This window comes from Dolichospermum sp. FACHB-1091 (assembly GCF_014697585.1).
Taxonomy (GTDB): domain Bacteria; phylum Cyanobacteriota; class Cyanobacteriia; order Cyanobacteriales; family Nostocaceae; genus Dolichospermum.
In genome coordinates this window covers 38858-57129 of the sequence record NZ_JACJSB010000001.1, presented here as the reverse complement: position 1 = coordinate 57129, position 18272 = coordinate 38858, and the positions used below count along the sequence as shown (strand labels likewise).

Sequence of the window (18272 nt, the reverse complement as noted above, 5' to 3'; positions counted from 1 at the left end):
AATGTTGCTCATAAATCCAGAAAATCAAAATCTACTCAAAACTAATTTTTTAGCTCATACACTTGTTCAAACTGAAAAAAAATATACCGATGATTGGTCTATTCAATTTCCTAAAACATATCAAGAAAAAAACTGGCTGACAGAAGATGCTAAACCATCTGATAATTTCAGCAAAATTTCTAAATTCTACACAATAGAAAACATTCTTGATGTCAACAGATTTTTGCAAAATCATGCAAATTTGATAGATGTTATTCTAGAAGCACATCCACAAATAAGAAAGTATTTCCCAACTGAGAAATTAAGATTAAAATTGTTTTCTGATCCTGAATCTCCTCAATGGGAAAAACTCGTACTTTCTATTTTTGCTAATCCAGAATCTGTTGATGAAGCCTTAAATCAACTAGAGGAATTTGATGAAAATTGGTGGATAGATGCTTCATCAGGCGTTGCTGTAAATCTTTGTATTAATTTGGACTTTGAATGAAATTCGACTGGTTAAGTTATCTAGAGGTTGCAGAAACTTTATATAATGAAGTAATTAGTACCTCAAATCAGGCAAATAGTGCATCAATTAATGAAGCTAAAATACGTTCTTGTATTAGTAGAGCGTATTACTCCGCTTTTTGTTTAACTAGAAACTACTTAAGAGATTTTGAAGGATATAGTAATTTAAAAACTCTTAAGTTTAGTGTGCATGAATATGTAATTGAAGAATTAGGGAATAGTAAAAAACGTGACTTTAATAAGTTAGGAGACATTTTAGATCGTTTACGGCTATCAAGAGTTGAAGTTGACTATCAAGATATGGTTTATTTTAATCTCATTTCTAAAGCGAAAATAGCTATTGTGGATGCAAAAAAAGTAGTTCAGTTATTACAGAAGTTTAGCAGTAATCAAAAACCATAGAGTTTTTTAATAAAAAATTCTATAGTTTTTCTTCTTCATTATTTTAGGTATTCATCATGTTACTATTACTTCTATCTGCTATAATCATGACTCACGCAAGTGTGACAAAAATTATACTTTTTATAATTTTTCGTTTGTGGTAACAGGGCTTTAGCCCTAATTTTGTTGTAGCCTCTCGTAGTCACAGTATTATGAAAGTTGTGTAGGTGGTCTATAAGAGTTGACATACCTCCTCTTCCTTTCATGAGAGAGGATTCCTTAACGCTTCATTGGGCTATGTATGCTATCGAAATAGTCAAACCATCCCTCGACGTTTGTTTAAAGTCTCCCAATGCCATAAGGCGACTAAACAAAATTCTACCACAATAGTGGAAAAGCAGTCCTTCTATGACAGGGTCTGTGTCCCATGTTTTTGGTCAAGGTGTTTCGGGGAATGTTTGCACCTTACTATCAGGACTAAGGACAACTCTTATTCTCAGGCTTTGTCCAGATTTATTATTAGAAACAAAAGGTTTACCAATTTCAGGAATACCACTGCTATCAATGTATTCTCTGGCGGATGGATTTAAAGGTTCAATTTTTTCAATAGTTCCATCAACACCCAATGTTACACTATATTCCAAAGTTTGATCTAGTCCAGTGGGAGGTTGCCAACGCTTATTTAGATATTCCCTCGCTTCTGCGATTTGAGCGGTATCAAATAAAGTCTTATTATTACTAGCTTGTGTTTCTGAAGTAGTTTTAGTTGCTGCTCTTAATCTGCTGACTAAATTATCATTATTTTTGGGTGGAGAGTCCTGATTTAGAGTAGTAATTCCTACAGTATCCTGCTTTGATTCCGTGGGATAAGGACTGGGAAGTGTGTTAGGAATATTGCTAAAACTCCCGTTAGGAATACTCGCAATAGACGGGGGTAGTGTGTAAATACTAGAGGGAATATTATTTTTAGTAGAGGATAAATTCTTGGGTTTGGTGCTATTAATTCCACTTTTAGCAGTAATACCCGAAGAATTGCCTGGGGGATTAGGTACTATATTGATGGGAACTTGTGGAGTAACCGGATAAGACAAAGTATTAGGTGGTATAGTTAATGCAGGTTGAGGTGATGTTTTTGGTGCGGCTGGGATAGTTCCATTGGGCAAAGAAAGGGATGGTGAGGGTGTGGTAGAATTGATAGGCGGTGGGGTTAGCGGTGTTCCAGGTGTATTTAAGTTTATTGGTGGTATTGGCAGGGCGTTGCTAAAAGAAAGGGCAGGATCTTCAACTTGAGCTTTTTCCGGGACAGGATAGTTGTTTTTGGCTATTTTTTGCTGATTTTGTGAAATTTTCTGGGCATATTGCCAGGTAAATGGGGTTAAACTGGCAGCTACTACCAAAACTGCGGCTATGGGAACCCATTGAGGTAAACTGGGGCGAGTAGTTTCAGTGCTGATAGTTGGTAAGACCATCATATTAGATGAGTATTCATCTATTACCGTTGCCAAATCAAATAGTTGTAGTAAACTTAATTCAATCACCGATCCAGATGTCTGGTTAGCAAGATCACCAAGAAACAGTTTATGAGTTAAATTATGACTAGGTTCTAAATAAACTTTTGCTTCGGGAATTTGGTTTTCAGGGGGTGGTAGAGTTTGGGTAGAAAGGACAGATGTGAGAATATTTTGTGATTCCGGCTCTAATATTGTATGATTATGATCTGTATTTGATAAACTATCACTTAAATCTGCGGTAGATTCTTGGAGAATTTTTTGGACGTAACTGGTAACAGTATCACATAAAACTTCTAACTGTCGGTTATCACCCTGAATCAGGATTTGAGAGTCTGCTGATAGTCCTGAGTGATCAAATTGTAACCGGAAACTCAAATCTCTAATCACATTTCTTTCCGCCCAACGGGACAAAGATGAATTTTGCGCCCAAATTTCCAGGGTACAAGTGGGGGCGGTATAGCGACGAATGACGGAATTTGATGAAGACATAACAAATTGCAAAGGAAAAAATAGGGAATTTCGGATTTTAGGCTGAAAATCGAAAATTAAAGCTTATTTTGGGGAAATGTCTATTAGTGCTAACCATAAACGCCGGTGTCCACCAGCAGCACTATAAAAAAGTAAATTTATTAACAGTTTGAGAGCTAATTTCGTAAGTAAGTCTATTGAGGTTGTTACCTCTTCTTCCATACGCTCTTGGTAAGTATTACAAAAACCATCTATATAATCTCCTAATAAAGCCGTTTGGTGGGGTTTCTGGTTATTTGCTGTCATTTGTTCTAATAAACCTACAGCGCGGCGAATTAATTCTTGATGTTGTTTAGCAAGATAGCAAATAATTAGTACAAGCGATCGCGCTTCCTCAACATCTAACTTTTTTCGTCCCCCTTGGCCTTTGCGAAGAGGATTTGATTGACGTAATCGCCATAATGCCACTCGATCTGGTATTTTGGATTCTAAATTAAGACTAACTGCCGCAGATAGCATTGCCTCTGAACCAATACCAGTTAGGGTTTCTAGCGCCAGTAATGCCAAGTCTAACTGAGTTTTGATATTCTCCCATTGTATTGTACTTGGGGCTGGGATTTGGCTTAAATCCTCCCAAGGTGATTTTGATATAGCGGAATTAGCGGTTGAGTGCATAACTTTTAGCATATTTTGTCAGTGGTCAGTGGTCAGTTGTCAGTTGTCATTCAACATCTAAATAAATTATTATTTACTCCTGCTTCCCCTACTTCCCCTGCTCCCTGTTTTATATATGGGCAATAGTAACACCACTACCGCCGTCAGCTTGTTCGGCTGGTTCGTAGTGAGTAACTCTGGGGTGTTGTTGCAAAAAAGCGTGAACCCCTTGCTTGAGTTTACCAGTACCGTGTCCATGAATAATCCATAAGGGTCCTGGGGCTTCGGAAATGGCTTTGTCTAAGATATATTCAGCATCAGCTACTCTTTTTCCGCGCAAATCTACAGTATTTTTAGAGGTACGAATGGCTGGAACTGGTGGTGCTGGTACAATTACAGATGGGGGTGTTTTAGGTTTAACTACTGGTTCTGGTTTTTGTCCATCTAGTGACTCTATATCTTGCAGTTGTACGGTCATTTTCATCAAACCAAAGCGTACGCTAAAATTGCCTTCAACGTCGGGAATTGTCAAAACTTCAGCAGTTTGACCTAATTTGGGAATCCGCACGCGATCGCCCACTTTAGGCATAAAACCAGGTTGAATTTTGGGTGGCGGTGCAGGTTCGTATTTTTGGGCAATTTGATTAATGCTGGCGGTGGCCTGTTGGGCATCTTGGGCGTTGGGTGTCCCTTGTTGTAAGCGACGGATAACTTGAGCAATTTCCCCTTTGGCTTGGCTAATTGCTTGTTGAACGGCGATTTCCTGGGAGGCACGTAGATCTTTTTCTCTGGCCTCTAAAGCAGCGGCTTTGTCAGAAACTTCTTTATACAAGCGTTCCGCTTGACGTAATAATTTTTGGGCTTCTGCGGCTTTGGTTTCCTGGCTACGGCGTTGGGCTTCTAAACCCGCAATAACTTGATTTACTTCATCCGTAGCTTCTCCGACTTGGGTTTTCGCTTCTGCTACCACTTCCGGCTTTAACCCTAACCGTAAAGCAATACTCAGGGCGTTGGAACGTCCGGGAATACCCCACAACAAACGATAAGTTGGTGACAGGGTAGTTTCGTCAAATTCTACGGACGCATTTTCAAACCGAGGATCTTCGTATTTGAGGGCTTTAAGTTCGCCAAAGTGCGTACTAGCCATAGTTAGTTGGGTATGATTAGCGAGATATTTGAGTAAAGCGATCGCTAATGCACTTCCCTCTGCTGGATCTGTACCTGCACCCACTTCATCAAGTAATACCAGAGATTGATAATTAATTGCTAAAGAGGAAAAATCATTTTTTTCAGGTTCTAATGCCTCTAAAATTCGACTAATGCGGCGAATATGTCCAGAAAAAGTAGATAAACTCTGTTGTAATGACTGTTCATCACCAATATCGGCTAAAATTTGCCTAAACCAAGGCATTTCCACCGGTTCACGGGCAGGAATAAATAAACCTACCTTGGCCATGACCGCTGCTAATCCCAAAGTTTTTAAAGTTACCGTTTTTCCCCCAGTATTTGGTCCCGTAATAGTGACTACCCGGATTTGAGGACTAATCAATAAATCTACTGGTACTACGGCATTTCCCTGTTCGTGCTGCTGTTGCCAAACTAACAACGGGTGGCGCAGATTTCGCAAGGTAATAATTTCATTTTCTTCAGGATTGACAAAGCGTGGCGGGTTAGCACCTATCCAGAAACTATAACGTGATTTTGCTACCGCTAGGTCTAAAGTGGTGACAATGGCTAATAATCTTTCTAAATCTGGTGTAACTTCTGCTACCTTTTCCGTCAAGGTTCGGCGAATTGCTTCCGCTTCAGTTTGTTCCTTTCTAATAATTTGACGTAGTTGATTACCCAATGGTACAACACTATTAGGTTCTATATATAGAGTTGCACCACTGGTAGAGGTATCGTGAACAATACCGGGAATTGCGTCCTTTTGCGGAGCTTTTACAGGTATAACAAAGCGATCGCCTCTTTGTGTAATTAACTGCTCTTGAACCGCTCCCGATTTTGCTTGGATAATATTTTGCAGTTTTTGGGTAATTTGGCTGCGAACTTTCCGCAATTCCCCCCGAATTTCTCCCATTTTCTGACTAGCACGGTCAGTAACTTGCCCACGTTCGTCAATACAACGGTGAATTTCCTGCTCCAATTCCGGGTAAGTCCGTAATTCTGAGACTAAATCGTTTAAAACCGGGATATTTTCCTGATTATCAATAACACGGCGTAAATTTCTTGCACCTGCTAGGGTAGTAGCGATCGCTAAAAGTTCCTCCCCTGGTAAAATACTTTGTAGTACAGCCCGTTCTAGGGAATCACCAATATCTTGTATACCCTCAAAAGATAATCCCGGATGTAAACGACTTTCCAATTCATAAACTTCTTTAGTTTGCGCTAATAACTGCTCACTTTCTGCCTGAGTTTCAGGAATGGGCAAGTTACGCGCAACTATAGACCCTAACTTAGTTGCCGCAAAGGTAGAAAGGTGCTGGCACAGTCGAGGCCACTCTAGTAATTCTAAGGTTTCAGATTGAATCAAGGTTTCAACAACTAATCTGAAATTATAGTAACAATTTTAGTTGCTCAAAGACTAGATTTTCCAGGAGAAAATTTTTCTGATTTTTTTGTTACAAAAATCGTAACATTGACTAGGTTTTTCCATTTATCCTGGATAATATGGAGAATACAGTCTCATATACCTTAGCGTCTACCGAGTTCACCAATGAACAGAAAACCATATCTGATAGCAGTTACAGGGCTTGCTGTCTTATCTGTACAGGCTCTAGGATCACTGAATGGGTTGGCTTTGACCCCAGCAAATCACTATTCTCAATCTATCATATCTCAAAATTCAGAAGAACAAACACGAATTAAAGTTTATCAAAAAGCCAGTCCCGCTGTAGTTTACATCAACACTGGTAAAACTTCTGGAAGTGGTTTTATCGTGAGTCGAGACGGATTAATTATTACCAATGCTCACGTTTTGGAAGATGCACCTGCAACCGTGACTGTAATTTTAGAAGACGGTAAACGACTTCCTGCTGACGTAATTGGCTTTGCTAAAAATGGTCTAGATTTAGCAGCCATTAAAATTCGTAATCAGAAGAATTTACCCACATTATCTTTAGCAAAATCAGCCCAAGTGGGACAGTCTGTATACGCTATTGGTAGTCCCTTTGGTTATGACAATCAAAATAATTTTACTGCTGGTGTTTTGAGCAATCTTGACCAACAAGATGGTATCATTAAACATGATGCTAGAATTAATCCTGGTAATTCTGGTGGTCCACTTCTCAATTCCCAAGCCCAAGTTATTGGCGTAAATACTGCTATTCGACTTGATAGAAATGGCAGTAACAGTGGTATTAGTATTGCTATCCTAGTAAATAAAATACAACCTTTCTTAACAGCAATTCGTCAGGGAAATATTTCCCGTTTACGTCGCTAATAGTCTGTTGAGAATTGAGATTAGTATAGGCTTCTAGTCTATTTATTTGCAAGGGCAGGCAAGATGCCCAGCCCACAGAAATTAAATGTCCCTTTCGCAAATTAGGAGATTTAAGAAATGATGAAATTAACATTATTAACCACACTGTTTTTAACCACCACATTAGCATCTACTCCTGTTTTTGCTCAAGAAGATGCTAATAATCAAATTCGCTTTATCTGTTCTACAAGTCGTTACTCCGAAAATGGAAAGTCTGTTCCTACTACTTTTCTTTGGACACCAAATTTCCAAAAAGCAATGGTGACTTGGACATCTGTTTTAGGAGGAGTTAAACCACAACAACGTTGTAAAATAGTTTCTCAGAACTTCCAAACAGCTTTTAATAATGGCAGTCTTAATTACGTTACCAATGCTTTTCAAAACGGTAATAAAGTAATTTGTTCTGTGAGTTCAATTGATGGTGGTTGTGATACTGTATTATTTACATTACGACCTCAAGACAAGTCTAGGGATATTCTCAAACGGTTAAATAAACTCTGGTTTGGTAGTGTTACGGCAGACTCAGGCTCTATTATCGAGCAAAGTCAAGAAAAGAAATTTTACATTGATATTCGCCAATTTCTGAATACACCACCAGCGAATAAAATGCAATAAAGAAGATCCTCAAAAATTGTAGGTTGGGTAGAACGAAGTGAAACCCAACTAATTTAAAGAAGTTGTCAAGAAGTGTTGGGTTTCGTTCCTCAACCCAACCTACTTATTTAACTAATGATCATGTAATCAATCCAGGTGAATCTTATCGCATTCAAGCACCAGATTCTCAAAAATTGTAGGTTGGGTAGAACGAAGTGAAACCCAACTAATTTAAAGAAGTTATCAAGAAGTGTTGGGTTTCTTTCCTCAAGCCAACCTACTTAAAGAAGTTATCAAGAAGTGTTGGGTTTCGTTCCTCAACCCAACCTACTTATATTCATCTCCTAATTTACTCAAACAAAAAAAGATCATGAAACGCCTATTTTTGACCCTCATCTGCACAACCGCTTTATTAACTATTCCTCAGCAATTATTACTAATTCCTGCTACCCAAGTTACCGCACAAGAAACTACAAAAAAAGTATTAAGTTCAGCACAATTACAAGATTTAGCCAAATCAATCACAGTAAAAGTATTAACTAAAAATGGCAGTGCTTCAGGAACTTTAATTGCTAAAAATGGTAATAATTACACTATTTTAACTAATGATCATGTGATTAATCCAGGTGAATCTTATCGCATTCAAGCACCAGATGGAAAAATCTATCCTGCTACTGTCATTAAACAAAAACCCCCATCTATAAAAAATCAAGATGCAGCTTTATTCCAGTTTCAATCAACAGTAGAATATACCATAGCTACCTTAGGAACTTCCGCACCTATAGCAGTAAATCAAAAAATTGTCGCGGCTGGATTTGTGAGTGATAGTGCTAAATTAGTTTTCACAGAAGGACAAATTTCTCTATTACCAGATAAAAGTTTTCAAAGAGGTTATCGCATTGGTTATAATAACAAAATTCAACCGGGAATGAGTGGCGGACCCATATTAAATTATCAAGGTGAAGTTATTGGCATTAATGCCGTTCACGCCTATCCTATTTCTGATAAAATATATACTTATATTGATAATAGTAAACCCAGCGCAGCCGAACGTCAGCAAATGCGTCAATATAGTTGGGGTTTACCGATTTATAGTGTCGCTAAGATAGTCCCGGAATTTGTGGCTAAATCACCAAGAAAGATTGATAATTCCGGTTTGAGAGCAAAAAAAGGTTTAATCCAAAATATTGACCAAATTGCCCAAGAAATTACGGTGTTAATTCCTAATGCTAACCCCGAAGATATGGGTTCTGGGGTAATTATTGCCCAGAAAGGTAATATTTATTATGTGTTGACCGCAGATCATGTGATCTGGAATCGTGATGAAAAAAAATTAAAAGATAAGTTAGAAATAGTCGCACCAGATAATCAAAGATATGCTATAAATGTCAGCAATGCGAAAAGAATGCCTGGAGTTGATTTAGCCGTTGTTCAATTTACCAGTAATCAAAAATATCGAGTTGCAACTTTAGCAAATTATAGTTTAAATACTAAAGGTCAAAAAGTGTTTGTTTCTGGTTTTCCTGGTAATAAACAACAAAATAAAAACAAACCTCATCGGATTTTGACGGCGGGAATTTTGAGCCAACCAGAATTAATCAGGTTGAATACTTATGTAAGTTTCAATAATCAAAGTTCTATAATACCTGTGCAAATACAAACTGTTTTAAGTGATGGTTATGATCTACTTTATAGTAATATTACTAAAGGCGGAATGAGTGGCGGTGCGGTTTTAGATACCCAAGGAAGATTAATTGGTATTCATGGCAGAGTGGAAGGTGAAATATCACTCGATTTTGATGGTGAAATCAATTTAGGTAGTAGTTCTGGTATTCCCATTAGGACATTTTTAAATTTAGTTGAACAAGCAGGAATAGATTCAGATTTAAAAGTCGAAACTACTGCACCAGCTACACTCAAAAAATCGGAAGAGGATGTAATTAGTGAATATTTATTACCATTGGATCAAGTTCCTAAAAATAGTGATGATGAAATATCATGGCTAAATTATGCTAATCAACTATGGCGTTCTCAAAAATATGCAGAAGCAATAAAAGCTGTTGATAAAGCGATTAGCAAAAAACCGGATTTTTATCAAGCTTGGTATTTCAAGGGGGTGATATTTTTTAGTGAAAAAAAAGATAAAGAAGCTATTACTGCTTTTGATAAAGCTCTTAAAATTAATCCCGACTTTGCTCAAGCTTGGAAATTGCGGGGTAGAGCGCTGTTTATATTAGATAAATATTCTGAAGCCTTAGCATCTTTTGACAAAGCCATTGCTCTGAGTCCTAATCAATTTGATCTTTACTATTGGCGAGGTTTATACCTTGCTCAATTAAAGCGTTTTCCTGAATCAATTGAGGCATACAATCAAGCCATTAAATTTTATCCCGACTATAAACTCATTTATAATTCACGTGGTTTATCCTATGTGAATTTACAAAAATATCAACAAGCCATAGATGATTTTAATCAGGCCATTCAACTTGACCCTAAAAATGCCGACTATTACCACTCAAGGGGTCTTGCTTACAGTTTATTAAATAAGCATCAACAGGCAATTGATGATTTTACACAGGCCATTCAACTTGACCCTAAAAATGCTGAATATTACAGCATCAGGGGTACTGCTTACACTTTGTTAAATAAGCATCAACAGGCAATTGATGATTTTACACAGGCCATTCAACTTGACCCTAAAAATGCTCAATATTACAACGCCAGAGGTTTGGTGTACGGAGGTTTAGAAGACTACAAAAAAGCCATAGAAGATTATACGGAAGCTATTCGTCTTGATCCTAAAGATGCCTTATACTATGCATCTAGGGGTATTGCTTACTCAGGGTTAAAAGACTACAAACAAGCTATATCTGATTTAACAGAAGCTATTCGTCGTGACCCTAAAAATGCACCATACACTGTAGGAGGTCTCAGATACTCTGAATTTAAAGATAATAAAATCCTTATTAGCTCTTACAATAAACGTATTAGTATTGTATATAAAGCTAGAGGTGATTCTCACTGGAATTTAAAAAACTACAAACAGGCAATTGATGATTATACTCAAGCTATTAAACTTGACACTAAAAATGCCAATTACTATGCCCGTCGGGGTCTTACTTACCTTCAATTAAAGGACTATAAACAGGCAATTGATGATTACACTCAAGCCATTAAACTTGACACTAAAAATGCCAATTACTATGCCCGTAGGGGTTTTGCCTATTTTCAATTAAAAGACTACAAACAAGCAATTAATGATTGGACTCAAGCCATTAAACTTGATCCTAAAAATGCAGGATACTATGGTGCTAGGGGTGATGCTTATTTACAATTAAAAGACTACAAACAGGCAATTAATGATTATACTCAGGCCATTCAACTTGATCCTAAAAATGCAATATACTATGGTGCTAGGGGTCTTGCTTACTTACAATTAAAAGACTACAAACAGGCAATTAATGATTATACTCAAGCCATTCAACTTGATCCTAAAAATGCAGGATACTATGGTGCTAGGGGTGATGCTTATTTACAATTGAAAGACTACAAACAAGCGATTAATGATTACAGTCAAGCCATTAAATTAAAACCCGACTTTACCGAAGCCTACTATGTTCGGGGTATTGCTCACTATTTCTTAAAAGACTACAAACAAGCGATTGATGATTGGAATCAAGCCATTAAATTAAAACCCGACTATCCCGAAGCTTACACGAACTTAGGTATAGTTTCCTATGAAATGGGAGAAGTAGAAACAGCAATTAATTATTGGCGAAATGCGATCAAAATCAATAGCAATTTTGCAGAAGCACATCTAGCTTTAGGTGTAGCTTTGTATGCCAAAGGCGATCAAGAAGCCGGTTTGAAATCGGCAGAAACGGCATTAAAATTAGATAAACGTTATGGAAAGATTGAGTTTCTCAAAGAAAATGGTTGGGGTGAAAAGTTGATAATTAATACGCAATTATTTCTCCAAAATCCCAGAATTAAAGCTTTGATTTAGACAATAGACATTGAGGTAAAAATAATGTAGAGATGTTCCATATAACGTCTCTACAAAAAACCTCTCTACAGAGTTTTTAATTTCTCGCAAATAATCAGTTCAATCAACTGTCATGAAATATTAATATATTATTAATATAATATTAATAATTTACGAGATGGGAGTAATTATTTCTTTTACTAACACATAAGGTTCAACGATAAGAGCATTAAATCGCTTGTTACGGTGGAAATTCCATTCTCCCACTTGATCTACTGTAGGTTTAGCTAATAATTGTTCATCTATCCAATGTTGTACTGAAAGAATATTATCACTAGCGATCGCTTCTCCCACATCTAATAAGTCTAAATTTTCCGCTACTACAATCACTGCATCTTTTTGAACATGGGGAATTAACCATTCCCATTCTGCTTCATCAAGATTTTGCTGTAATTTTTCTCGTAATTCCGACATAATTTCCCACTTTTTTAGTTACTAGTTTGATTTTACAATATAACTAGGACTTACGCAAGATTCATGGAATAACGAACCACTCCAGGCACAGAGGTCACGGAGAAATGAGGATTTGAGAGATATTTTGCGTAAGTCCTGCTTTGGTAATTCTGGGTTTAACTAAATTATCACAAATCATATAAGGACGAGTGTTAGAACCACTTAAAGCAAAGGCTTTATCATTCTTGGTGTTATAGGTTAATGTATCAATAACTAATTTATGATTTATCTTACCAACAAGAGCAAATTCATATAACATTTTTACCAACCAGACAACAGAACGCATAGGTCTTTGGATAGTTTCTTCTGATTTAGCTAATCTTTTAGTGATATCAAAGAAAAGCCGGGTAAAACCAAAGTTACTCCAGATGAAAATATCTAAACAGTTTTGATAAAGTTTGGAAATCTTACCAACCGTTTTCCATATTGGTTGCATAACTAATGGAGATTGAATTGCTATATTTTCAATTATTAAAGTATCTAAACTATCTACAATTTTCGGAATAAAAGGCAATACCTGACGGATACTTGACCAATCTTCAATTTGACTACATACGGGTTGAAGATAATTGAGTAATTTATCTCTTGAATTTTCAAATTTATGAGCAATACTCAAAGCAAGATAGACAATAGTATCTGGTCTGGTAACAATTTCACAGCCGTATTGATGATCTGGTAAACGATAAGTCGAATTATCAGGTAATGCAGTTAATTTAATTTCTATACTTCGTAAACAAGCATTATCTCTACTAAGATCATGGTTTACTAAATCAACTCACGGTAATTTACCAACAACTATTTTTCTATAAGGTACATAGTCACTTTGAAAGTAGAAAAATAAATGATCATAAAGAGGAGTGATACCAAATATTTGAGAAATATCTATTTCTTGATGCTGGATTTTTAACTGCTTGTCCAAGGTTAAATAATTGAGTTTTAAACCTTTCTGATACATATAACAAGCTAAGGATGCAGGAAAAGAATTATTAAATTGATTCTTTCCCCAACTTTCTCTTTGAGAAAAATCTCTATTAGAATGATTTAATCCAAATAAGCCTACTTGTACATTTTCTGGTGGCATTAGTCTGACTTTGATATTATTTAGATAATAATTTCACTATAAATTATAAATTAATTTTTTGATATTTATGTTCTAAAACAGGAACTTTAAATAATTCTTCTTTGGCCATGTAAGCGACTGGACGACGGACACAACTGGAAACTATAGGTGGGTCAAAATAACTAAGTAGGTGAACGGAAAAAACCAGACATAAGTAACGAAAAGTAAAGTTGTCCAAAACCTCTTCCCTGTTAAGAGTTAAGAGTTACCTGTTCCCTTGTCATAAGGACAATTTTTAACGCCAACCTACTTAGATGCTATAATCGTTGGTGTTGCTACTTCTCAAAATTATATTTTATTGCCCGATAGATAATCAAGCGCAAATCCCCGCTTCTTTGAATCTTTGTAAAGCTTCACCCAAACGATCGCAATCAGCAATTAAACTAATTCTGACATAGCCTTCACCACCCACACCAAAAGCATTTCCAGGAGTGACTACTACCCCTGTTTGCTGTAAAACATTCAAAGCAAAATCTGTAGAATTCATTCCCCCCGGACATTTTATCCACAAATACATAGTTGCTTCGGTTTTAGGAATATTCCACCCCAATTTACCCAAACCATCAATTAAAAAATCTCGACGAGTCCGGTAACGTTGCTGCACTTCATGTAAATAAGAATCAGGAAGTTGTAAAGCGGTTTCTGCTGCTGTTTGTAAAGCGGAAAAAATGCCATAATCTAAGTTGGTTTTGAGTGTCCGCAAACCTTGGATTACGTGACGATTTCCGACGACAAAACCAACGCGCCAACCTGCCATATTATAGGTTTTAGATAAGGTGTGAAATTCTACCCCTATATCCTTAGCGCCCGGAATTTCTAATAAGCTAGTGGGTTGATAACCATCAAAAGCTAATTCTGCATAACATAAATCATGAACTAACAGGATTTCATACTTCCGCGCAAAAGCGACAATTTCTGCAAAAAATTCCCGGGGGGCGGTGGCTGCGGTAGGATTACTAGGATAATTAAAATAGAGAATTTTGGCTTTTCTGGCTACTTCGTCAGGAATGGCCGCTAAATCAATTAACCAGTTATTTTCTTCTTTAAGAATTAAATTGTGGATAATTCCCCCAGCAATAATCGGACCACGGAAATGTACAGGGTAAGATGGTGAAGGTACTAATACAGTATCACCAGGATTAATGTAGGCGATCGCTAAATGTCCCAAACCTTCCTTAGAACCGAGTAAGGGTAAAGCCTCACTATCAGGATTAAGTACCACACCATAACGACGATAATACCATTGAGTAATAGCTTTACGGAAACTTGCAGTCCCTTCAAATGGAGGATAACCATGATTTTGCTAGTTTACAGGTTGATTGTCGAAGATTACAAATGATGTCACTTAAAATGAAATTAGGTCATTTAGAGGGTTTACAGCCATGACACAGACACCAATTGCAGTATCTTTGTATGAGCAAGACTATTTACTCTGGATTGAAGATATTGTCCACAAATTACGGAATAGAGATATAGAAGGACTAGATATTGATAATTTGATAGAAGAGATAGAGGACTTGGGGCGCTCAGATAAACGTGAACTTGAAAATCGGTTAGCAGAACTTTTTGAACACATTCTCAAGCGGAATTATGTGCATATCCCTGATTGTTATCGTGGGGGGGTAGAATTAATCATTAAACAAAGAATTGGAATCAGAAAGTTACTCAAAAATTCACCTAGTCTCAAGCCTTATTTTAGCCAAGTATTTGATGAAGTTTATGCAGATGCTCTGAAAATTGTCCGCAATGGTTATCCACAGTGCGAATTTCCTGATAGGTGGCCGTTTAGTTGTGATATTGAAGCAATGTTAAATGTGGACTTTTGGGAATAATTGTCTGAATCAGGATGTCCAGGATTTGAGGATTTACAGGATAATTAATTGTCTGAATCAGAATTTTCGGGATTTGTAGGGTAATATTGTCCGCAATGTGTCAAGATACTATTGAAGCATGATCTAGGTTCTACTCTACCCAACCCTAACTTATGGATGAACAGCGTCTACAGGCATATTATCAGCTAATTCAACAACTGCTTAGTTGTTCCAATGGTGAAAAAGCGGCTATATTACAAGCTAACAGGGAATTACTCGATGTTGGTTTTTTACAAGTGGTGGTAGGGGTAGCAGAGACCTTTACCCAACAAGAAGAGGAAAATACTGCTAACTGGTTGCTGGCTTTAGCTTCTCAACTGAGTGAAGAGTTAGATATAGCCCTAACCCCAGAACCAGAAACGCCGATTAATGAAGCAGATTTTGATACCTATTTACAATTTTTATCAGAAGTATTACAAGCCACCGCAGAAAGTGAATATAATCCCCAGGTAGTTTACCCATTACTGGCTGCAAATACGGATAAACTTAATCTCACCTTTGTTAGATTATTACAGGTTGGCGTAACAAAAAAACTACAAGAAGCAGAACCAAACACAGCAAGAGATATCGCTGTAGTGATAGGTAATTTTAGCAATTTGATACAGCAATTTCCTTTAGGTAACAAAGCCGATAATATGGAAATTGCTATTACTGGTTATGAAATCGCTTTTACAGTTTTCACCCGCACCGATTTTCCTGAAGATTGGGCAATGACGCAAAATAATCTGGGGAATGCCTACAGTGATAGAATCAGCGGAGATAAAGCGGAGAATCTGGAAAATGCCATCGCTGCTTTTAATGCGGCTTTAGAAGTTTATAACCGCACCGATTTTCCTGTAGATTGGGCAACGACGCAAAATAATCTGGGGAATGCCTACAGTGATAGAATCAGGGGAGATAAAGCGGAGAATCTGGAAAATGCCATCGCTGCTTATAATAAGGCTTTAAAAGTGAGAACCCGCACCGATTTTCCTGAAAAATGGGCAATGACGCAAAATAATCTGGGGAATGCCTACCTTTACCTTAATAGAATCAGGGGAGATAAAGCGGATAATCTGGAAATTGCCATCGCTGCTTATAATAATGCTTTAAAAGTTTATACCCGCACCGCTTTTCCTAAAGAATGGGCAACGACGCAAAATAATCTGGGGACTGCCTACAGTGATAGAATCAGGGGAGATAAAGCGGATAATCTGGAAATTGCCATCGCTGCTTATAATAATGCTTTAAAAGTGAGAACCCCCACCGATTTTCCTGTAGAAAATGCTCAAACTTTATTCAATTTGGGTATTGCTTACCAAGATTCACAACAGTTTGATTTAGCTTACGATACCTTTAAATCTGCCATTGCCACAGTTGAAGGTTTGCGGGCGGAAATTATTTCTGGGGAAGAAAGTAAACGCAAACAAGCAGAAGAATGGAATAAACTTTTTGTACTCATGGTGGAAGTTTGTTTAGTGCTGGGTAAAGAAAGGGAAGCTATCAGTTATATTGAACGCAGTAAAACCCGCAATTTAGTAGAATTGATTGCTGAAAAGGTTGATTTTACACCAATTGAATATTCAGAAATTCAAAATCTGTTAGATGAGAAAACTGCAATTATTCAATTTTACATTTTTAATGCTTGTTTCCGGGCTTTCATTATTACCAAAAACAACGATAAACCAATAATTTGGAAATCTACAGAGGAAGATTTAGATCAATTCAGAGATTGGATTAATAAATATCTCACCCTTTACTATTCCGACCGTAACAAATGGCGAAATGATTTAAATTATCAACTTACCAAACTTGCAGAAATTTTCCATATTAATCAAATAATTGCCCAAGTTCCAAAGCATATTCAAAAAATAATTATCATTCCCCACCGTTATTTACACTTATTACCTTTTCATGCTATTCCTTTATCTACAAATTCAGAATATTTATTTGATAAATATCCTGGTGGTGTCAGTTATGCACCCAGTTGTCAACTTTTGAATATTGCTAAAGAACGTCTTTCTAACCCTATTCTACAAAGAGAGAGAACAAGATTAAGTAACCTATTTGCAATTCAAGATCCTAATAACAATTTGCGTTTTACTAACATTGAAGTGGAAACCATTGCAGCTAGTTTCGACCCTCAGCAAATCCTCAAAAATAATGAGGCCAGCAAAGCCAATTTACAGGAGACTACCACATTTAATAAATTTACTAATTCCCAATGGTTACATTTTTCTTGTCACGGTAGTTTTGATTTAGAATCACCTTTAAAATCAGCTTTACAACTTGTTGACTCGGAAGTTAATCCTTCACTTTTGACAACATCTTCATCTGGTTATGCGAGAATTAATGAAGAAACTGCTATTGATTTATCAAAATGTTTAACATTAGCAGAAATCTTAGAATTAAATCTCCCTCAATGTTATCTTGTTTGTCTTTCTGCTTGCGAAACCGGCGTAATTGATTTTAAAAATAACAGTGATGAATTTATTGGTTTATCCAGTGGTTTTATCAAAGCCGGTGCAGTTAATATTGTTAGCAGTTTGTGGACTGTGAATGATTTTCAGACCGCTATTTTAATGATTAAATTATATGAAAATATCGCCAATAATCCCCAGGATATCACATTGGCACTAAACACAGCCCAGGAATGGTTACGCAAAGCCACACAGGTACAAATCATTGATTGGTTGAAGCAGAAAACTAAAATGAAAGAGGAACAAAAACAGGAAATTATTAATTTATTATCTACGGAATATAAACCTGAACATCAACCATTTAACAAACCATATTTTTGGGCTGGTTTTTGTGCCGTTTCTCCTGTAATATCTCCTGTGTAGGTTGGGTTGAACAAAGTGAAACCCAACATTATCAAAAATTTCGTATTATTTCATGTAGAGATTTAGCAGTGATTGTAAGTGTCAAATTAATGAAAATTGATGTATTCTTAAGCCAGAGAATAAATTCTCTGTCTAAAAGCTAAAGTCGGTTAAAACCGACTATATTAATCCTAGAATCAATTTTTATAAATTTTGACTTTCTAGTTTATGCGAGTGCGTTTTCCCTCGTTCCCTGTCTCTGACCGGGAATGAATTGCAGAGGCTCTACCTCCACTATATTATTTTACTTCAGGCCGAGCCTGAAAAACTGCATTCCCAGCCAGAGTCAGGGAACGAGTTAAAATCAGCTAAAATATTAATCAATT

Annotated in this window: 11 protein-coding genes and 3 pseudogenes; 7 read left to right on the top strand and 7 right to left on the bottom strand. The window is 36.7% G+C overall.

Annotated features, from left to right (window positions below; all coding sequences use genetic code 11):
• Position 1 precedes the first annotated feature (1 nt).
• Positions 2-487, top strand: coding sequence for a hypothetical protein (locus H6G25_RS00265; protein WP_190390771.1), 486 nt, complete (start codon positions 2-4; stop codon positions 485-487).
• Complete coding sequence (locus tag H6G25_RS00260) at positions 484-909, top strand: HEPN domain-containing protein (protein ID WP_190390770.1); 426 nt, start codon at positions 484-486, stop codon at positions 907-909. The genes H6G25_RS00265 and H6G25_RS00260 overlap by 4 nt, the downstream gene beginning before the upstream one ends.
• A gap of 416 nt (positions 910-1325) precedes the next feature.
• Here H6G25_RS00260 and H6G25_RS00255 read toward each other — a convergent pair whose 3' ends face one another.
• The 3 genes from H6G25_RS00255 to H6G25_RS00245 all read right to left on the bottom strand — a co-directional run bounded on the left by H6G25_RS00255 (position 1326) and on the right by H6G25_RS00245 (position 6054).
• Positions 1326-2888, bottom strand: a complete 1563-nt coding sequence (locus H6G25_RS00255; protein ID WP_190390769.1) for a DUF4335 domain-containing protein — start codon at positions 2886-2888, stop codon at positions 1326-1328.
• Between the two features lie 63 nt (positions 2889-2951).
• Positions 2952-3554: a DUF3038 domain-containing protein gene (locus H6G25_RS00250; RefSeq protein ID WP_190390768.1), complete on the bottom strand. Its 603-nt coding sequence runs from the start codon at positions 3552-3554 to the stop codon at positions 2952-2954.
• A 97-nt stretch (positions 3555-3651) separates the two neighbouring features.
• Positions 3652-6054, bottom strand: coding sequence for an endonuclease MutS2 (locus H6G25_RS00245; protein WP_190390767.1), 2403 nt, complete (start codon positions 6052-6054; stop codon positions 3652-3654).
• A 183-nt stretch (positions 6055-6237) separates the two neighbouring features.
• On the opposite strand from H6G25_RS00245, the gene H6G25_RS00240 reads away from it, so the two are divergent.
• The 3 genes from H6G25_RS00240 (at position 6238) to H6G25_RS00230 (ending at position 11602) form a co-directional block, all read left to right on the top strand.
• The gene (locus H6G25_RS00240; RefSeq protein ID WP_190390766.1) at positions 6238-6963 is read left to right on the top strand and encodes a trypsin-like peptidase domain-containing protein; all 726 of its coding nucleotides are present in this window, start codon (positions 6238-6240) and stop codon (positions 6961-6963) included.
• A gap of 117 nt (positions 6964-7080) precedes the next feature.
• Positions 7081-7617 carry a COP23 domain-containing protein gene (locus tag H6G25_RS00235; RefSeq protein ID WP_190390765.1) on the top strand — a complete coding sequence of 179 codons (537 nt, stop codon included), beginning with the start codon at positions 7081-7083 and terminating at the stop codon, positions 7615-7617.
• Between the two features lie 349 nt (positions 7618-7966).
• Positions 7967-11602, top strand: coding sequence for a serine protease (locus H6G25_RS00230; RefSeq protein WP_190390764.1), 3636 nt, complete (start codon positions 7967-7969; stop codon positions 11600-11602).
• Positions 11603-11752: 150 nt separating this feature from the next.
• On the opposite strand, the gene H6G25_RS00225 is transcribed toward H6G25_RS00230, so the two are convergent.
• The 4 genes and pseudogenes from H6G25_RS00225 to H6G25_RS00210 all read right to left on the bottom strand — a co-directional run.
• On the bottom strand, positions 11753-12055 hold the full coding sequence (locus tag H6G25_RS00225; protein ID WP_137906543.1) for a DUF2288 domain-containing protein: 303 nt from the start codon (positions 12053-12055) through the stop codon (positions 11753-11755).
• Between the two features lie 94 nt (positions 12056-12149).
• Positions 12150-13175: pseudogene (locus H6G25_RS00220) on the bottom strand (HindVP family restriction endonuclease).
• A gap of 73 nt (positions 13176-13248) precedes the next feature.
• Positions 13249-13362, bottom strand: a pseudogene (locus tag H6G25_RS00215) (1-acyl-sn-glycerol-3-phosphate acyltransferase); the annotation flags it as partial.
• Positions 13363-13527: 165 nt separating this feature from the next.
• Positions 13528-14514: pseudogene (locus H6G25_RS00210) on the bottom strand (aspartate aminotransferase); the annotation flags it as partial.
• A gap of 82 nt (positions 14515-14596) precedes the next feature.
• Here H6G25_RS00210 and H6G25_RS00205 point away from each other — a divergent pair.
• Both H6G25_RS00205 and H6G25_RS00200 read left to right on the top strand, forming a co-directional pair.
• The gene (locus H6G25_RS00205) at positions 14597-15046 is read left to right on the top strand and encodes a DUF29 domain-containing protein (protein ID WP_190390763.1); all 450 of its coding nucleotides are present in this window, start codon (positions 14597-14599) and stop codon (positions 15044-15046) included.
• Positions 15047-15198: 152 nt separating this feature from the next.
• Entirely contained in the window at positions 15199-17907 is a 2709-nt protein-coding gene (locus tag H6G25_RS00200) for a CHAT domain-containing protein (RefSeq protein ID WP_190390762.1), read from the top strand.
• The last annotated feature ends 365 nt before the right edge of the window (positions 17908-18272 follow it).

Coding starts and splice junctions, on each gene's coding strand:
- H6G25_RS00205 (WP_190390763.1), top strand. CDS start 14,597: ATGACACAGACACCAATTGCAGTATCTTTGTATGAGCAAGACTATTTA.
- H6G25_RS00255 (WP_190390769.1), bottom strand. CDS start 2,888: ATGTCTTCATCAAATTCCGTCATTCGTCGCTATACCGCCCCCACTTGT.
- H6G25_RS00230 (WP_190390764.1), top strand. CDS start 7,967: ATGAAACGCCTATTTTTGACCCTCATCTGCACAACCGCTTTATTAACT.
- H6G25_RS00225 (WP_137906543.1), bottom strand. CDS start 12,055: ATGTCGGAATTACGAGAAAAATTACAGCAAAATCTTGATGAAGCAGAA.
- H6G25_RS00240 (WP_190390766.1), top strand. CDS start 6,238: ATGAACAGAAAACCATATCTGATAGCAGTTACAGGGCTTGCTGTCTTA.
- H6G25_RS00265 (WP_190390771.1), top strand. CDS start 2: ATGTTGCTCATAAATCCAGAAAATCAAAATCTACTCAAAACTAATTTT.
- H6G25_RS00235 (WP_190390765.1), top strand. CDS start 7,081: ATGATGAAATTAACATTATTAACCACACTGTTTTTAACCACCACATTA.
- H6G25_RS00200 (WP_190390762.1), top strand. CDS start 15,199: ATGGATGAACAGCGTCTACAGGCATATTATCAGCTAATTCAACAACTG.
- H6G25_RS00250 (WP_190390768.1), bottom strand. CDS start 3,554: ATGCTAAAAGTTATGCACTCAACCGCTAATTCCGCTATATCAAAATCA.
- H6G25_RS00260 (WP_190390770.1), top strand. CDS start 484: ATGAAATTCGACTGGTTAAGTTATCTAGAGGTTGCAGAAACTTTATAT.